At 50.9% G+C, this 15,656-nt stretch carries 18 protein-coding genes; 10 read left to right on the forward strand and 8 right to left on the reverse strand.

Annotation, left to right across the window (positions count from 1 at the left end; all coding sequences use genetic code 11):
* Window positions 1-4 precede the first annotated feature (4 nt).
* Window positions 5-742, reverse strand: coding sequence for a class I SAM-dependent methyltransferase (locus tag OXH16_07925; GenBank protein ID MCY3681310.1), 738 nt, complete (start codon window positions 740-742; stop codon window positions 5-7).
* Window positions 726-1,511, reverse strand: a complete 786-nt coding sequence (locus OXH16_07930; GenBank protein ID MCY3681311.1) for a tetratricopeptide repeat protein — start codon at window positions 1,509-1,511, stop codon at window positions 726-728. The genes OXH16_07925 and OXH16_07930 overlap by 17 nt, the downstream gene beginning before the upstream one ends.
* 307 nt (window positions 1,512-1,818) lie before the next feature.
* Between OXH16_07930 and OXH16_07935 the strand changes: the two genes are divergently transcribed.
* The 10 genes from OXH16_07935 (at window position 1,819) to OXH16_07980 (ending at window position 9,735) form a co-directional block, all read left to right on the forward strand.
* Window positions 1,819-2,340 (forward strand): chromate transporter, encoded by a 522-nt coding sequence (locus OXH16_07935; GenBank protein ID MCY3681312.1) that lies wholly within the window; start codon window positions 1,819-1,821, stop codon window positions 2,338-2,340.
* A 29-nt stretch (window positions 2,341-2,369) separates the two neighbouring features.
* Window positions 2,370-3,398, forward strand: coding sequence for a biotin synthase BioB (bioB, locus tag OXH16_07940; GenBank protein ID MCY3681313.1), 1,029 nt, complete (start codon window positions 2,370-2,372; stop codon window positions 3,396-3,398).
* Window positions 3,399-3,406: 8 nt separating this feature from the next.
* Window positions 3,407-5,284 carry a tRNA uridine-5-carboxymethylaminomethyl(34) synthesis enzyme MnmG gene (mnmG, locus tag OXH16_07945; GenBank protein MCY3681314.1) on the forward strand — a complete coding sequence of 626 codons (1,878 nt, stop codon included), beginning with the start codon at window positions 3,407-3,409 and terminating at the stop codon, window positions 5,282-5,284.
* Window positions 5,281-6,111: a transglutaminase-like domain-containing protein gene (locus tag OXH16_07950; GenBank protein ID MCY3681315.1), complete on the forward strand. Its 831-nt coding sequence runs from the start codon at window positions 5,281-5,283 to the stop codon at window positions 6,109-6,111. Before mnmG ends, OXH16_07950 begins: the two co-directional genes overlap by 4 nt.
* An 11-nt stretch (window positions 6,112-6,122) precedes the next feature.
* Window positions 6,123-6,593: an SsrA-binding protein SmpB gene (smpB, locus tag OXH16_07955; protein ID MCY3681316.1), complete on the forward strand. Its 471-nt coding sequence runs from the start codon at window positions 6,123-6,125 to the stop codon at window positions 6,591-6,593.
* Window positions 6,594-6,746: 153 nt separating this feature from the next.
* Window positions 6,747-7,514 (forward strand): ATP-binding protein, encoded by a 768-nt coding sequence (locus OXH16_07960; GenBank protein MCY3681317.1) that lies wholly within the window; start codon window positions 6,747-6,749, stop codon window positions 7,512-7,514.
* A gap of 78 nt (window positions 7,515-7,592) precedes the next feature.
* Window positions 7,593-8,309 carry a ribonuclease PH gene (gene rph, locus OXH16_07965; protein MCY3681318.1) on the forward strand — a complete coding sequence of 239 codons (717 nt, stop codon included), beginning with the start codon at window positions 7,593-7,595 and terminating at the stop codon, window positions 8,307-8,309.
* An 11-nt stretch (window positions 8,310-8,320) separates the two neighbouring features.
* Window positions 8,321-8,926, forward strand: coding sequence for an XTP/dITP diphosphatase (locus tag OXH16_07970; protein MCY3681319.1), 606 nt, complete (start codon window positions 8,321-8,323; stop codon window positions 8,924-8,926).
* 176 nt (window positions 8,927-9,102) lie between these two features.
* Window positions 9,103-9,543 (forward strand): VOC family protein, encoded by a 441-nt coding sequence (locus OXH16_07975; protein MCY3681320.1) that lies wholly within the window; start codon window positions 9,103-9,105, stop codon window positions 9,541-9,543.
* Window positions 9,544-9,570: 27 nt separating this feature from the next.
* Window positions 9,571-9,735, forward strand: a complete 165-nt coding sequence (locus OXH16_07980) for a hypothetical protein (protein ID MCY3681321.1) — start codon at window positions 9,571-9,573, stop codon at window positions 9,733-9,735.
* A gap of 102 nt (window positions 9,736-9,837) precedes the next feature.
* Here the strand turns inward: OXH16_07980 and OXH16_07985 are convergent, their stop codons facing one another.
* The 6 genes from OXH16_07985 to aroC form a co-directional block, all read right to left on the reverse strand.
* The gene (locus OXH16_07985) at window positions 9,838-10,584 is read right to left on the reverse strand and encodes an SDR family NAD(P)-dependent oxidoreductase (GenBank protein MCY3681322.1); all 747 of its coding nucleotides are present in this window, start codon (window positions 10,582-10,584) and stop codon (window positions 9,838-9,840) included.
* A gap of 1 nt (window position 10,585) precedes the next feature.
* Window positions 10,586-11,404, reverse strand: a complete 819-nt coding sequence (locus OXH16_07990) for an SDR family NAD(P)-dependent oxidoreductase (GenBank protein MCY3681323.1) — start codon at window positions 11,402-11,404, stop codon at window positions 10,586-10,588.
* Window positions 11,401-12,516 (reverse strand): A/G-specific adenine glycosylase, encoded by a 1,116-nt coding sequence (gene mutY / locus OXH16_07995; GenBank protein ID MCY3681324.1) that lies wholly within the window; start codon window positions 12,514-12,516, stop codon window positions 11,401-11,403. The genes OXH16_07990 and mutY overlap by 4 nt, the downstream gene beginning before the upstream one ends.
* Window positions 12,517-12,528: 12 nt before the next feature.
* Complete coding sequence (locus OXH16_08000) at window positions 12,529-12,849, reverse strand: YkvA family protein (GenBank protein MCY3681325.1); 321 nt, start codon at window positions 12,847-12,849, stop codon at window positions 12,529-12,531.
* A 66-nt stretch (window positions 12,850-12,915) separates the two neighbouring features.
* Window positions 12,916-14,562 carry a class I adenylate-forming enzyme family protein gene (locus tag OXH16_08005; GenBank protein MCY3681326.1) on the reverse strand — a complete coding sequence of 549 codons (1,647 nt, stop codon included), beginning with the start codon at window positions 14,560-14,562 and terminating at the stop codon, window positions 12,916-12,918.
* Window positions 14,563-14,565: 3 nt separating this feature from the next.
* Window positions 14,566-15,645: a chorismate synthase gene (gene aroC, locus OXH16_08010; GenBank protein MCY3681327.1), complete on the reverse strand. Its 1,080-nt coding sequence runs from the start codon at window positions 15,643-15,645 to the stop codon at window positions 14,566-14,568.
* Window positions 15,646-15,656: the final 11 nt, after the last annotated feature.

Below are 15,656 nucleotides of genomic sequence, written 5' to 3' on the forward strand. Positions count from 1 at the left end.
AAAATTATCCTTGCTTTGACGCGCTAAAGCCAATAAGTGGAGGCCGAGACATAAAAGCATCCCAAAAGGAGTTGTGCTGCTGAGACGGGTGTATAAAGGGACCGACCCATTGAAAATCGGAAAAACCAGCCTTCTGAAAAGCCCATTGATACGTTTCTGGTTTGAGAAAATAATTCTTAAACTCAAACTGCGTACCATCTTCATTGATCATCTGATACAAAATAATATCGCCCTCTTCAGGAGAAGGGGTACACACTTTGTCAAATCCGTATTGGGCAAAGGAAATAGTCCCTCTGGGAACATGCTGGACATTGTCATTAAATCCGATAAATCGTCCTCCTGATCGTAGTCTATTATAGGCCACTTGGACGAAATTGAGAAGTTCCTCTTTTGTCCCGGCATAATTTAAAAGATACATCGCCACCACAACATCGACAGATTCAGCCATATCGAGCTGTGCCACATCTCGATTCAGATACTTGCATCCCAAAGGACGGACGCGTTCTTCTTCTTTTGCCAATTTGATCATTTCTGCGGAAAGATCGACGCCTGTGACTTCTGCTGCCCCGGCTTGTTTGATCTTACGCGTGTAAAACCCCTCACCGCAAGCCAGGTCTAATACCGTTGCCCCCTGGATATCTCCCAATATCTTAAAAAAAGTATATTCTTCAATATATTTTCGAAATGAAAGTTGCTTGGAATCCCTATAGGCTTCCGCAATTCCATCATACTCCTGATTCATGCCCCGATTCCTCTGATAAATTCCGCAACTCATCCAGGCGAGCAATAATATGCTCATTGTCTGGTTCGCGTGCAATCACCTGTTCCAAAACTGCGATGGCCTCCTGAATAAGGCCCTGACTCGCGTACAGATCAGCCAGCGTTTTCGTTGCAATAACAGGGACCTCTCCTCCGGATTTTGGCTCGCGTTTAAGTGACGTAACCAGCGTATCTAAATCATCCTCGACATCTTCCTCTAAGAGAGCCTGATCAAATGAATCGCTATCAGATACGACTTCACTGTCCTCAGAATCGGTATTCGCGTCTGCAGACTCAGAACTCAGGTCTTGCTCCTCTTCAACCTCCTCGCCCTTGAGTTTGCGAATCTGCTCTATAAGTTCGGGACAAAAGGGATCGCGTGCCTGAGCCTGTTCAAAGTATTTGAGCGCGAGGTCGCCGCGGTCCAATTGCAAAGCGATTTTGCCCATATACCAATGTGCGGCAAGATGACCTGCATCTAATTGCAGTACCCTGTGAAATACCAGACGTGCTTCTTCATAATGCCCGGCCGCCTGATAGCATTTACCCATCACCACATGGCCTGCCGTATAAGACGGGCGATAGCGCAATCCTCGGTGACACACCTCAATTGCGCGTGCGACCTCTCCCTGCTGCAACAACCCATCTGCCAGACGTGCAAATAAAATGGAGGTCGGATTTTGATCACAGATTTTTTGAAGTTTTTCTATTTCCAACATAGAAGTAAATTGCCCCTGAAAAAGATCGGGCATAATAGAAAAAAGGTCCGAAATTGTCAACGACAAATAGAGATTAAACCGGATCTTATTTCATTTTTCTCGCGCTGTCTTCTCGCACAATTACACAAGAAAAGATTAACGCGCAACAAAATCGTTCTCAAATGTAAAAAATCTGACCAAAAAATCCAATGCAAAATCAGCCAATAATTTCGACGATTCCCGATGTGATTTACCTTGTCTCATAAGCGTGAAATGGATATATTTCCTCTTCACAAAGAGAAGCAAAATTATCCGTAACATTGATGTTTAACAATCTGTTACGCTTACAAGGAGCATCTTAATGGAGCTATTCCGTCTGTTTGTTTCATTCACTAAAGTCGGCATCTTTGCTTATGGCGGCGGCCCTTCGATGATCCCGCTCATTCAAGAAGAAGTCGTCGATCGCAATGCGTGGATGACCATAGAAGAATTTACAGACGCGCTTGCGATGGGCTATGCACTTCCCGGTCCCATCGCCACCAAAATGGCTGCGTATATAGGATACCAGGTCGCCGACACACCCGGCCTTTTGGTCGCGCTCTTTGGCACGGTATTCCCCTCATTGCTCATGATGATGATCCTCGGTCTGTTTTTCATGAACTACAAGGATACGCCGCTCGTACAGGCCATGCTCAAAGCCGTGCGCCCGGCAGTAGTCGGGCTTTTAATCGTCGTAGTCTGGGAAATGTGCCCCAAATCCGTTACCTCCTGGCACACTGCCCTGATTGCGGTTGCTGCATTTGTAGCCATCAACTTTCTCAATCTGCATCCCGCCCTGGCCATTGTTGTAACCGCAGCCCTTGGCCTGGCATTTTATCGATAACCCAAAAGTATAGACATTCAGGACATACTATGTACACTTTTTATGCCCAAAAGTCGCTCTTCGATACCGGCTTGTCAACCGCTGAAATGCACGCTGTTCTTCAAACGCCCGACCGCGATATTCTACCGCTTTTACACGCAGCATATCAGGTGCGCCATCATTATTTTGGGCGCAAAGTACACATCCATGTGCTGATGAATGCCAAAAGTGGCTTGTGTCCCGAAGATTGTGCCTATTGCTCGCAATCGGCTGTCTCAAACGCACCGATTGATAAATATCCCCTGCGACCATCTCGCGAGATGATAGATGCAGCCCGCGAAGCCAAAGAAAACGGTGCGTATCGATACTGCATAGTCACGAGCGGACGCGCACCCACCGACAATGAAGTTGATGCTATCACAGATGTCGTGCGCCAGATCAAACGGGAAGTAGATATCGACATTTGTTGTTGTTTGGGCTTGCTAACTGGCGAAAAAGCACAGCGCCTAAAAAACGCTGGCGTCGATCGCGTAAACCACAATCTCAACACCAGCAAAGCGCACACGCCGCATATTGTATCTACACACACCTACGAAGACCGCCTGAAAACCCTGCACAACATCCAAAAAGCGGGCCTGGATACGTGCAGTGGCGGCATTATCGGCATGGGAGAAACCCACGATGATATAATTGATATGGCCGTGTCTTTGCGCGACCTTGACGTCAACTCCATCCCCGTCAATTTCCTGCACCCCATCGCGGGCACACCCCTGTCAAATCGAAATTCCTTGACCCCACACGATTGTCTGCGCGCATTGTGTCTGTTCCGATTTGTCAACCCCTCAACCGAAATTCGCGTGGCGGGTGGCCGAGAGAAAAACCTCCGGGCCCTCCAACCCCTATCACTTTATCCCGCCAACTCGCTCTTCATGGAGGGATATTTGACCACCGGTGGCATGGATATAGAGAATACGCACCAGATGATCGCCGATCTGGGATTTGAAGTTGAAACGATTCAAAGCGAATCGAAAAGCGATCAGCTTCTGGCGATAGGCACACCAGTACACGCTCAACAGTAAAAACGAATATGTCGATCTACGAAAAAAAATACGACGTCATTGTCGTTGGCGGCGGACATGCAGGTGCAGAAGCTGCACTGGCCTCTGCGCGCATGGGAAGTGAAACACTACTGCTGACCATGAACCTCGACACCATCGCACAGATGTCGTGCAACCCGGCCATTGGCGGCATAGCAAAAGGCCACATGGTGCGCGAAATTGACGCTCTGGGCGGTGAAATGGCGCGCAATATAGACACCACGGGTCTGCAATTTCGCATGCTCAACCGGCGCAGAGGACCCGCTGTACAGGCACCACGAGCGCAGGCGGACAAAAAAGCATATCAGTTTCGCATAAAAGAAGTAGTCGAAAACCAGCCACACCTCGATGTCAAACAGGGCTTGCTCGAAGACCTCGTGGTCAAAAACAGACGCATTGAAGGCGTGGTCACCAAAGCCAAAACGGTTTTTGCCGCCAAAACTGTAATCCTGACCACGGGCACCTTCCTCAAGGGCCTCATTCATGTAGGCGATTTCTCCTACAGCGCGGGGCGCGCAGGTGAGCAAGCCGCCGACAAAGCATCCGATGGTCTCTCCCAACTCGGCTTTGAACTCGGGCGGCTCAAAACAGGCACCCCACCGCGCGTCAATGCGCGCAGCATCGACTTTGGCGCCTGCGAAGAGCAACCAGGTGATCCAGATCCCCGGCCCTTTTCCTACCATACCGACGCCATCGAGCAAGAGCAACTCAGTTGTCATCTCACAATGACCGTGCCCAAAACGCACGATATTATTCGCAGCAATCTGGATCGCTCGGCCATGTACAGCGGGCGCATCCAGGGAGTGGGACCGCGATATTGTCCCTCGGTAGAAGACAAAATTGTGCGTTTTCCCGACAAGGAAGGGCATCAAATTTTTCTCGAGCCCGAAGGATATCACACCCTTGAAATCTATCTCAATGGCCTGTCGATGAGCCTGCCCGAAGATGTGCAGGTCGAGGTTGTACGCAGCATTCCCGGTCTCGAACGGGCCGAGATCATGCGCCCGGCCTATGCCGTCGAATACGACTATGTACCCCCGACGCAAATCCATCCCACCCTGGAAACAAAACCCATCACCGGTTTGTTTTTTGCTGGACAAATCAATGGCACCACTGGATACGAAGAAGCCGCTGGTCAGGGAATTATGGCGGGCATCAACGCCGCCTTAACAGCCCGGGGCGACGATCCCATAATCCTGGACCGCTCGCAGGCCTATATCGGCGTTCTAATTGACGACCTCGTGACCAAAGGCACTGAAGAACCCTATCGCATGTTTACCTCACTGGCCGAATACCGCCTGCTCTTGCGCCAGGATAACGCGGATTTGCGCCTGTGCGAACTCGGGCGCAAAATTGGATTGCTTTCCGACGAGGCGTATAACCGTTTTTGCAAGCGAAAAAAACAAATCGATAAAGAAATCGAACGGCTGCGCTCAACGCGCCTCACCCCAATCGACAATGTCCAAACAACCCTCAAAGCGTCGCATTCTTCTCCTTTGAAACGCGCAGTGACACTCGCCGAACTTTTGCGACGACCAGAATTGTCATACGACATAGTCACACAATTGTCACCTGCTGCTAAAGACCTGCCTGAGGATGTGTGTGAATCGGTCGAAATCGAACTCAAATACGAGGGATATCTCGATCGGCAAGAAGAACAGGTGCAGCGCTTTCACAATTTGGAAAAAAAATACATTCCCGAAAACTTTGACTATGCCGCCATCGCGGCTTTGCGAAATGAAGCTATTGAAAAATTCATCCGCATCAGACCTCGATCACTGGGACAGGCATCTCGTATTCCGGGCATTTCCCCTGCGGATATTTCTCTACTTATGATCATGCTAAAAAAACGCGGTATTCCCGTATGAAACTCCATCCCGAACAAATCCACGCCATTGTATCGCTACTATCGGACTGTTCCCCCGACATTGCGGATCGTTTGCGCCAAAAACTGTATGATATGGGTGAAAAGGCCACACGCGAAATCCACAGAGCCTGCGCCGAAGACTCACGCGCACACCGGGAAGTCAGCCGCGTACTCAGGCAATTTAGAGAACCGTCTCTGGACATGCGGTTTCGCGATCTCACACGCGACCAACACGGCGACATTGCCCTTGAAGAAGGCGTCTTTACCCTCGCGCGATTTGGATATCCCGACCTCGATGAAAGTGCTTACAAAACGCGTCTGGGATACATGGCCTTTGAACTCGCGCCCAAAATTGCCCCCGACGATCATCCCATTCGCATCATTCGCACGCTCAATCATTATCTCTTTGAAGAGCAAGGGTTTCACGCATCTACACACCGTGATCCCGACGACACGTATTTCAACCGCGTGCTCGATCGCAAGCGCGGCTGGCCAATCACGCTCTCAGCGGTCTATCTCATTCTCGCACAACGCCTTGAATTACCTATCGCAGGCGTTGCTTTGCCCAAGCACTACATCGTCAAATACATCCACAACGATCAACATATTTATATTGATCCACACAACCGGGGTCAGATCCTCACGGCAAATGAATGCGCCGATCTCATTGGTGAAAAAATCTCGGACGATCTTTTTTCTAAAGCCAGCAACTCCTTCACACTCTTTCGCATGATGAACAACCTCAGATATACATATCTAAACCTGGGCGACCCAAACCGCGCCAAAAAACTCGAACATCTCATGGACATCCTTCAGCCCGATATATGAGCGAGGTGCCAATGTCAGAAAGCATCAAAATCATCGCGCAAAACCGAAAGGCGCGGCGTGACTACCACATCCTCAGCACGTATGAAGCCGGCCTGCAATTGCGGGGCACAGAAGTCAAAGCCCTGCGCGAAGGCCGTGCCAACTTGAAAGATGGCTACGCGCGTATTGAAGATGGGGAAGCTTATTTGCACAACACGCATATCAGCGAATATGCACAGGGCAACCAGTTTAATCACGACACCGAGCGCAAACGCAAATTACTGCTCCACCGCCATGAAATCAATCGCCTGAGAGGATATATCAACGAAAGAGGCCACACATTAATCCCCCTCAAACTCTATTTTAAACGCGGCAAAGCCAAAGTCGAACTCGGCGTGGCACGCGGCAAAAAACAATTTGACAAGCGGCGCGATATTGCCCGCCGAGATGCCCAGCGCGAAGTCGAACAAGCGCTGAAATCACGCATCCGCAACGGGAGGTAAATCATCACATCTTCACAAACAACAGGCATTGACCTCCCCCCCGATGACCTGGGCTACTACTACGACCCCCATGTCGAAGCGGGTCTTCACGGCAAAATCAAACTCTCTTCAAAAGTCCTCGAGCACTGTCGATGCGGCGGCAAGTCGCCTTTTATGGTCCTTGATACAAAGAGCAGCGAACCCATCTGGTGCCCGTGTTATTCCTTTCGGATGAAGAGGCTCCATGTTGATAAGTACATCCGAAAATCGGGCATTCCCGATCGATTTCGCTTTAAGTTCTTACAGGACTTTAAGGTGCAGTACGACAATGGGCAAGACATCCCAGCAGCGAGACGGCTTAAAGCCGTTTTTTTGAGGGATTATATTGAAAGCAAAAAAGAATCAACCAAAGGCTTATATTTGTGGGGTGAACCAGGCCGAGGAAAAACTTACTTTGCATATATCTTGCTCAACGAACTCATTTTTCGATTTGTAAAACCCGGCAAATTCATCTCACTCTCAAAGAGCTTTCACGAAATCAGACGCACATTTGACGAAAGCAGTGACACGCATGGGCAGGCTATGCCCATGATTGACGTATTGAGCAATGTGCCCTATCTCGTCATCGACGACTTTGGCGTGCAGCGCAATACCGAATGGGAAATGGAAATTCTCTACAACCTCATTGATGCCCGCTATGCCAATCGACGCCTGACATTTGTGACCACAAATCAGAAAGTTGATGAATTGAAAGATCTCGCGCAGGGGCGCATCTATTCTCGCTTTCTCGAAATGTGTCATATCATTCACGTTGACGGGCACGACTTCCGAGAATTGGGCAATCCGCAAGGATCGGCCATCAGTAAGCAAACAGACGCACAGCCCACAATAGGGCGGGACAGAATAATAGATGAACAGGCACAGGCCGGAGGCATGGCGTAGCTACATTCTACAACGGGCGAAGCAGAGTCACTCTCTTCCGTTAATTCGTCTATTCGTCTATTCGCCAAAGGAGCATTTATGAGCCAGCGCAAAGATGGACGCCGCCCAGACCAATTGCGTCCCGCGAGTATTGAACGCGGATTTATGAAACACGCCGAGGGATCGGCACTGATCAAAATGGGTGACACACACGTTATATGCACAGCGAGTGTTGAGAACCGCGTACCCCATTTTCTCGTGGGAAAAAACACGGGCTGGATCACGGCGGAATACGCCATGTTGCCCCGTTCAACCCATACGCGCAGCGAGCGCGAAACGCGCGGCACTAAGGGCCGAACCCAGGAAATTCAACGCCTGATTGGCCGCGCACTGCGCGCCGTAATCGACCTCAAAAAACTCGGCTCGCGCACCCTCTGGATCGACTGCGATGTGTTACAGGCCGATGGCGGCACCCGCACAGCCTCAATTTCGGGTGCTTATGTCGCAGTCGTCGATGCGATTGACAAGCTCAAAAAAGAGGGCAGAATTACAAAAAATCCTCTTGGTGATTCCATCGCAGCCGTCAGCGCGGGCATCATTGACAACACGCCCATGCTCGATTTGTGTTATGCCGAAGATGCAACCGCCGAAGTGGATATGAACATCGTCATGACCGGTCAGGGCAACTTCGTCGAGGTACAGGGCACAGCCGAGGGAAATCCCTTCACATTCGACCAGATGCAACACCTCATTGCCCTCGGCCAAAAGGGCATCTCCGAAATCACGCAACTCCAGCGTGATGTTTTAGCACAATAGTAATCAAACCCATGCCTACCCTCATACTCGCCACCCGCAATCAGGGCAAGCGCAGGGAAATCCAGGACATGCTCGGCTCTGATATCCAGGTACAATCGCTCGAAGCGTTTCCCAATGCGCCCGAAGTAATCGAAGACGGCGACACCTTTGAAGCCAATGCCAAAAAAAAAGCCCGTGAAATTGCAAAATACACGGGCTTGCCTGCTTTGGCCGATGACTCTGGCCTTGTGGTCGATGCCTTAAACGGCGCACCCGGCATATATTCTGCGCGTTATGCCGGAGAGAACGCCACAGATGAAACAAATAATGCCAAACTCGTCGAAAATCTACGCAGAATTCCCGCGAAACAGCGCACCGCGCACTTTTGCTGCGCAATGGCTCTCGCCACACCCAATGGCCACGTGCAGACCGCTGAGGCTATATGGAAGGGCCGCATCCTCACAACACCCCGGGGCGAGAATGGCTTTGGTTACGATCCGCTCTTTTTCATTCCCACCCACAATTGCACTTCCGCCGAACTGTCTTCTGACGAAAAAAATCGCATCAGCCACCGGGGCCAGGCTCTGAGTGCCATCTTACCCCTCATACTCGACCTCTTGAGAGCACCTATACCATGAGCGATCCCAACATCCCCCCCAAATGGCACCAAAAAAATGGGTTTGTGCTCCTCTGCGTCGCTATCTTTATTATCCTCGCAATAATTTTACTACTCTATGTACGCGGCATTGATCCCGTCATTGCAGAATTTTATATCTTCCAATAACGACACTCTGGAAAGCACAAGGAGCAAATAATGACCGCTGAGACAAAACCAAATGTCAAACAGGCGATCCCATTCTTTTCGGTATCAAACATCAAAGCATCTGTTCGCTTTTATGTCGAGGATCTCGGATTTGAAATGATCCATAAATGGGAACCAGACGGAAAGCTCCGCTGGTGCTGGCTCCAATGCGGGGACGCTGCGTTGATGTTACAGGAATTCCAAAAGGAAGGACGCAATTCGTGGGTGCCCGAAGGAAAAGTGGGCGAAGGCGTCTCGATTGTATTCATGTGCGAAGATGCCCTGACGATCTATCGCAGAATCAAACATCGGGGTATCGAGGTATCGAATCCCTTTGTCGGAAACGGAATGTGGGTTGTTTCATTGAACGACCCGGATGGATTCAGTATCTGCTTTGAAAGCGATACAGATGTGCCAGAAGGCACTGAATTTTCAGAAGATTTAAATCAATAAACTGCTGATACAACTCAGGACACCACCATGCGCTGGGACGATCCCCGACGAAATCCCTATCACGATCCAGATACCCGAACTCCGGGATGGTTGCTGTGTCTGATTGCCGTGGGCGTTGCGATAGCAGTGACGGCTATCGGGTGGGTCGTTCTCTATTTAAGAGCAGTATTCAGCGCGCGACCGCTCGGGTGACGAATAGACGAATAGACGAATAGACGAATAGACGAATAGACGAACCCTACCCCACCGCCCAAAATCGTTACGAGCTTCGATTCGTTGATTCGTTGATTCGTCTCAATACGTCGCCCTGCCACCGCTGACATCATAACACTGCCCGGTCACAAAAGAAGCATCGTCGGATGCGAGAAAATGAACAACAGCGGCGACTTCTTCGGGCTGGCCGAGGCGACCGAGGGGAATTTTGGACGTCATGTAATCGAGTTGCTCAGGCTCCACATCTGCCAAAAGTGGGGTTTCGATCAGAGCGGGCGAGACGCAATTGACGCGAATATTGTCCTCGAGATGCTCTTTTGCCAGGACTTTGGTAAAACATATAATACCCGCTTTAGAGACCGAATAGGGTGCCATGCTGGGATTGCCTTCTTTGCCTGCTATGGAGGCGACCGAGACAATGGCACCTTTTTTTTGATTGAGCATAGGCGCGATTACGGCGCGTGAACACAGAAAAGTCCCCTTGAGATTGATATCGAGAACCTGGTCCCAGTCCCCTTCTGCGAGATCTTTGACGGGCACATCGCGCCCCACAATGCCCGCATTGTTGACGAGAATATCAATACGCCCCCAGGTATTGAGACATTCATCAATCGAATTCTGCACACGCTCGGCATTTGCAACATCAAGCGATAGTGCCAATGCATCTACCCCGATTTCCCGGGCTGTTTCGCGCGCGATGTCCAGATTGAGATCGGCAATCGCCACACTTGCACCTGCCTCAGCAAGGCGTATGGCAATCGCTTTTCCAATACCCTGTGCGGCACCGGTGATAATGGCCGTTCTATTGGTGAGATTTTTGGGAATCATATTATTTTGGATCCGGGTCATCTGGTGAAACGGGATGATCTTGCGATTTTAGCTCTGTCGGCGTGCTATCAGACAAATAACCGCCATCGACATAGATGTTTTGGCCTGTGATATAGCGCGCATCTTCCGAAGCCAGAAAGGCGGCGACAGTTCCAATATCGCGGGTGTATCCCCGAGCACCCCAGGGGATGCGTTTGCGGTAGGCATCGATAACTTCAGGACCGAGTGAAGCGCCCATACCCTCGGATGCAATAGCACCCGGACCAATGGCATTGACATTGATTTTGTAAGGCGCGAGTTCCACGGCAAGGGTTCGCGTGAGCATAACCACGGCGGCTTTAGAAGGCTGATAGGCAGAAGCGTCGAAATGCGCGACTTCGGCCTGCACAGACGAGATATTAATAATTTTCCCGCCTTGCTTGCGCGCTATCATGTCTTTGACAGCAGCGCGACAACAATAAAAAGGGCCATTGAGATTGACATCGAGAATGCGCTGCCACGCCTCATCTGTAATGGCTGTGACGCCACCGTCCTGGGGAATGTACACACCGGCATTGTTGACCAGAATATCGATGCGCCCAAAGCGATTGAGCGTCTGTTGAACCATATTATCGACCTGACCCGAGTCGGCAACATCTGCGGGAATGACGAAGGGCTCGCGACCGAGAGCTTCAATCTGGTGTGCAGTGGTCTCAGCAGTTTCGGCGGTGAGATCGTTAACGGCAATATGCGCGCCTTCGCGACCCATTTCGAGCGCAATGGCTTTGCCAATGCCCGATCCCGCGCCTGTTATAAGCGCGATTTTGTTTTCGAGCTTCATGGAACCTCCCTGAGATTGTGTTCAAATGCAAAAAGGTCGGGTTGGACATCTTGTTGTAGATACTCAATGAGTTTGCGACTGGTGCGAGAAAAAGCATAAGCATTGAAATCGGCACGCACAACCCAGGCGAGATTATCGCAAGTGAGTGGACGCGCTCTACCTTTGACATGGTCACACTGAAAAGTGTGCAAGGTAATACTAAAGTGGGTAAAAGCGTGTTTGACCGTGCGGTACCGATCATTGATTTTGACGTCGATACCCGCGGTTTCTCTTATCCCGCGCCTGCAAGTATCTTGCAGAGATTCCCCATCCTGTTGCGTTCCCGCGGGAAATTCCCAAAGCCCGCCGAGCAAACCGTTTTGCGGACGCTGGGTAATGAGCACTTTGTCATTGTGCCACACAATACCCGCACACAGCGTATAATGGGGACGCGGCTTCTTCTTGCCTTTGACGGGCAGACGCTGCGGATTGCCCGTTCTGTAAGCTGCACAGTATTTTTGCACGGGACACTGACCGCACCCCGGATTTCGAGCAGTGCAGACCATTGCGCCGAGTTCCATAATCGCCTGATTATAGTCACCTGCTTCACCTTTTGGCAACAGAGCCTGGGCGCGATCCCAAAGTCGGTTTTTGACGCGGGTTTGCGTGACATCCTCATCGATATCAAAAAGGCGCGTGACAACGCGAATAACATTGCCATCGAGTACGGCATGGTCGCGATCATAAGCAATGCTCAAAACTGCGGCCGTGGTATAAGGACCAAAGCCTGGCAGGGATTTGAGTTCGTCGTACGTATCGGGCACTGTGCCGCCAAAGTCCATAGCAATAGAATGCGCGGCTTTGTGCAAATTGCGGGCGCGAGCGTAATAGCCCAACCCTTCCCAGGCTTTGAGGACATCATCCTGTGAGGCATTGGCGAGATCATAAACCGTGGGAAAACGGTCGAGAAAGCGATGGTAATAGGGAATAACGGTATCGACCTGCGTTTGCTGGAGCATAAACTCAGACAGCAGGATGCGATAGGGATCGTCTGTCTGCCGCCATGGCAGATCGCGCTTGTGCTCGCGATACCAGGCCAGAAGATCGGCAGCGATCTGAGTTTTAAAATCCATGCGAGACATAAATCACGATTTCTCTGCAATCTTGCGGGCGTGCTCCTGGACAATATTCTGCGGACTGGCCGCGATCAGATTGCGAATAGACAGGATAACAAACACGATGTCATCTCCCAATCCGATATGGGGAAGAATCGCCTCTGGGATAATATCGAAAGGAGAAAGCCCGTATAAAACAGTTAAAACGACAAACACTTTGGGCAATAAAGGTATGCGGGAATCCCATAAAAGTCGCCAGGTAAGGCGCAAGTATTTTGGGAGTCGAGAGATAATTGATAAAACACCACGTACGCGCAAGAGACGAAATAGAAGGAGAAAAATACGCATCATGACAATCACCAGAAAGTGGTCAGTAGCCAGTCCCCACCACCCACCGCAGTTATATAATATAGGAGTTCAGGCGTTGTCAATCTGATTTTGGATAATCTCTTGCAGGGCGCTGCGCTGCACTTTGCCCGTAGAGGTCAACGGGCGGTCTTCCGATGTAATTGGGATAATGCGCGAAGGAGCCTCATAGGTACTCAGCCCCGGGATTTGGCCGCTTTGTCCGCGTTTGAGAATATCCTGAGCTGCTTCGGACTGGTCAATCCCAGATTTAAAAATAGCTGCGGCACAAACGTCTTCTCCCCATCGGTCATGACGAAGTCCAATCACATAAACAGCGTCGAGTTCTGGACAGGCGTCGAGCAGGGCATTTTCAACGGCGATGGGTGATATATTGACACCGCCTTTGATGATGATTTCTTTCTTCCGGCTGTGCATAAAGTAGAAACGATGGTTATACATGTCGCGGAAATACCCCATGTCGCCACTGCGGAACCAGCCATTGGAAAAAACTTCGGCAGTATCTTCGGGCTGGTTGAGGTAACCATTGGCAACCACGGGACCGCGCAGGAGAATTTCACCGACCTCGCCTTCGTTTCTCCCACCATCAATTCTTATGTTATTATTGGCGAGTTCAACACCAATGGCATTTTGTTCGAGTACATCGCGGTACTGTTCATCAGGCAGATCGGGTGGTACGCCAGTAACGCGCAAACTGACTTCGGTTGAACCATACCCCTGAACGAGGCGGACGCCAAAGCGATCGACAAATTGGCAGGCAATATTGGGCTGAACAGGTGCCGAACCGATCATAATTTTTTTTAGTGACGATATGTCATAGCCCGCGCCCTCAAAGTCATCGGCGCGGGCGAGCAAATCGGCCATAATCGTCGGCACAATACTCGCAGATGTCGCCCGCTCCCGCGATATGATACGCCAGAACGCCGAAACGCTGTAGCGCGAATTGAGCACAAGGCTCCCCCCTACCAGGAGGCTGGTGATCGAGAACGTGGTGGAATTGATATGATGAAGTGGTAAAACGAGATTGAGGCGTTCGCGTGCATCAAAACCGAGCCAGCGAATGATGCCATCGGCATTGGATGTTAGACTTTGTCGGGTAATACATGCGCCTTTGGGATGTCCTGTTGTACCCGATGTGTATAGCACAATACTGGTTTGTTGTTCGTCCTCTGGATCGCCGGACCACTCGGGTTCGATATCCACTGCATCATATCCATCTGTGGCGAGCAACTGCTCTGTTGTCGCAATCTGGATATCGGGCAATGCGCGGCGTTGAATTTCTGCATGTTCGGGCAAAACAACCAGCAGTCTGGCTCCGGCATTCTGCAGTTTGTAGCGCTTGCGCTCCGCAACATCTTTGGCAATATCGAGAGGAACAGAAGTTGCGCCGAGGCGAAAAAGGGCGAGGGTGAACAACGGAATCTCTGCACAATTGGGCAAAGCCAGACCGACGCAATCGCCGCATCTTATGCCGTATTCGCGGTGCATCAGGCCCGCAAGCCCGGCGGTGAGGCGCTCAAATTCAGAATAGGTAATAACCGTGCGAGCATCTGTATCGCAATCGCAAAAAATCAACGCGGGTTTATCTGGCTGATGCTCTGCGCGGTCTTTTAAGAGATGCGTAAAGTTGCGCCACGGAAAGCGATAGGCGTGGGAGTTGGCATTTTTAATACAGGTGAAAATTTGAGAATCGATCATTTCTCACCCTCTTTGTCCGCGCTGGCGCAAATAGTGGTCCGCCAGTACGAGTGCCATCATCGCTTCGACAATGGGAACTGCGCGGGGTAAGACACAGGGGTCGTGCCTACCGCGCCCTTTGAGAGTGGTGGCGTTGCCGTGGATATCGACGGTTTCTTGCTCGGCCAAAATTGTGGCAGTGGGCTTGAAAGCTGCGCGAATGACGATAGGTTCGCCGTTGGAGATACCGCCCTGAATACCGCCGGAATGATTTGTGCGCGTGTGAATGCCGCTGCCATCGTTGTAAAAGGGATCGTTGTGTGCAGAGCCAGTCATCGCAATACCGCCAAAACCAGAGCCGGATTCGAAACCCTTGCAGGCGGGCAATGAAAGCATGGACTTGGCGAAGTCTGCTTCGAGTTTGTCAAAAACAGGTTCCCCCCAGCCGGGAGGAACGCGATGGGCAACGGCTTCGACCACGCCACCGAGCGAGTCGCCATCTTTGCGGGCGGCATCGATGCGCTGAATGATTCGCTCGGCAATCTCGGAATCGGGCACGCGGGCGATATTCGACTCGACCTGCTCGCGGGTCACCGCGACGGGATCGACATTGGCAACAAGGGTGTGAACCTGACGCACATAAGCGATAATGTCGATATTGCAATCGCGATTGAGCAATTTGCGCGCAATCGCACCTGCGGCAACGCGGCCGATTGTCTCGCGCGCACTGGCTCTGCCCCCACCTTTCCAGTTGCGAATGCCGTATTTTTGCTGATATGTGTAATCGGCGTGTGAAGGGCGGTATTTGGTGCGTATTTCTTCGTAATCTTTGGAACGCGCATCCTGATTCCATACCATCATCGAGATAGGCGTGCCAAGGGTTTTGCCCTCAAAAAGACCCGAGTGGATTTCTATCTGGTCTTCTTCTTTGCGCTGTGTGGTAATTTTGCTCTGGCCAGGTTTGCGACGGTCGAGTTCAATCTGTATATCTTCTTCGCTGATCTCCAGGCCGGGCGGGCATCCATCCAGAACAACACCAACGCCACCACCGTGTGACTCCCCCCATGTGGTGATGCGAAATGCGCGACCAAATGTGCTGCTCATAACAAGCTCCT

The organism is Gemmatimonadota bacterium, from assembly GCA_026705765.1.
Classification (GTDB): domain Bacteria; phylum Latescibacterota; class UBA2968; order UBA2968; family UBA2968; genus VXRD01.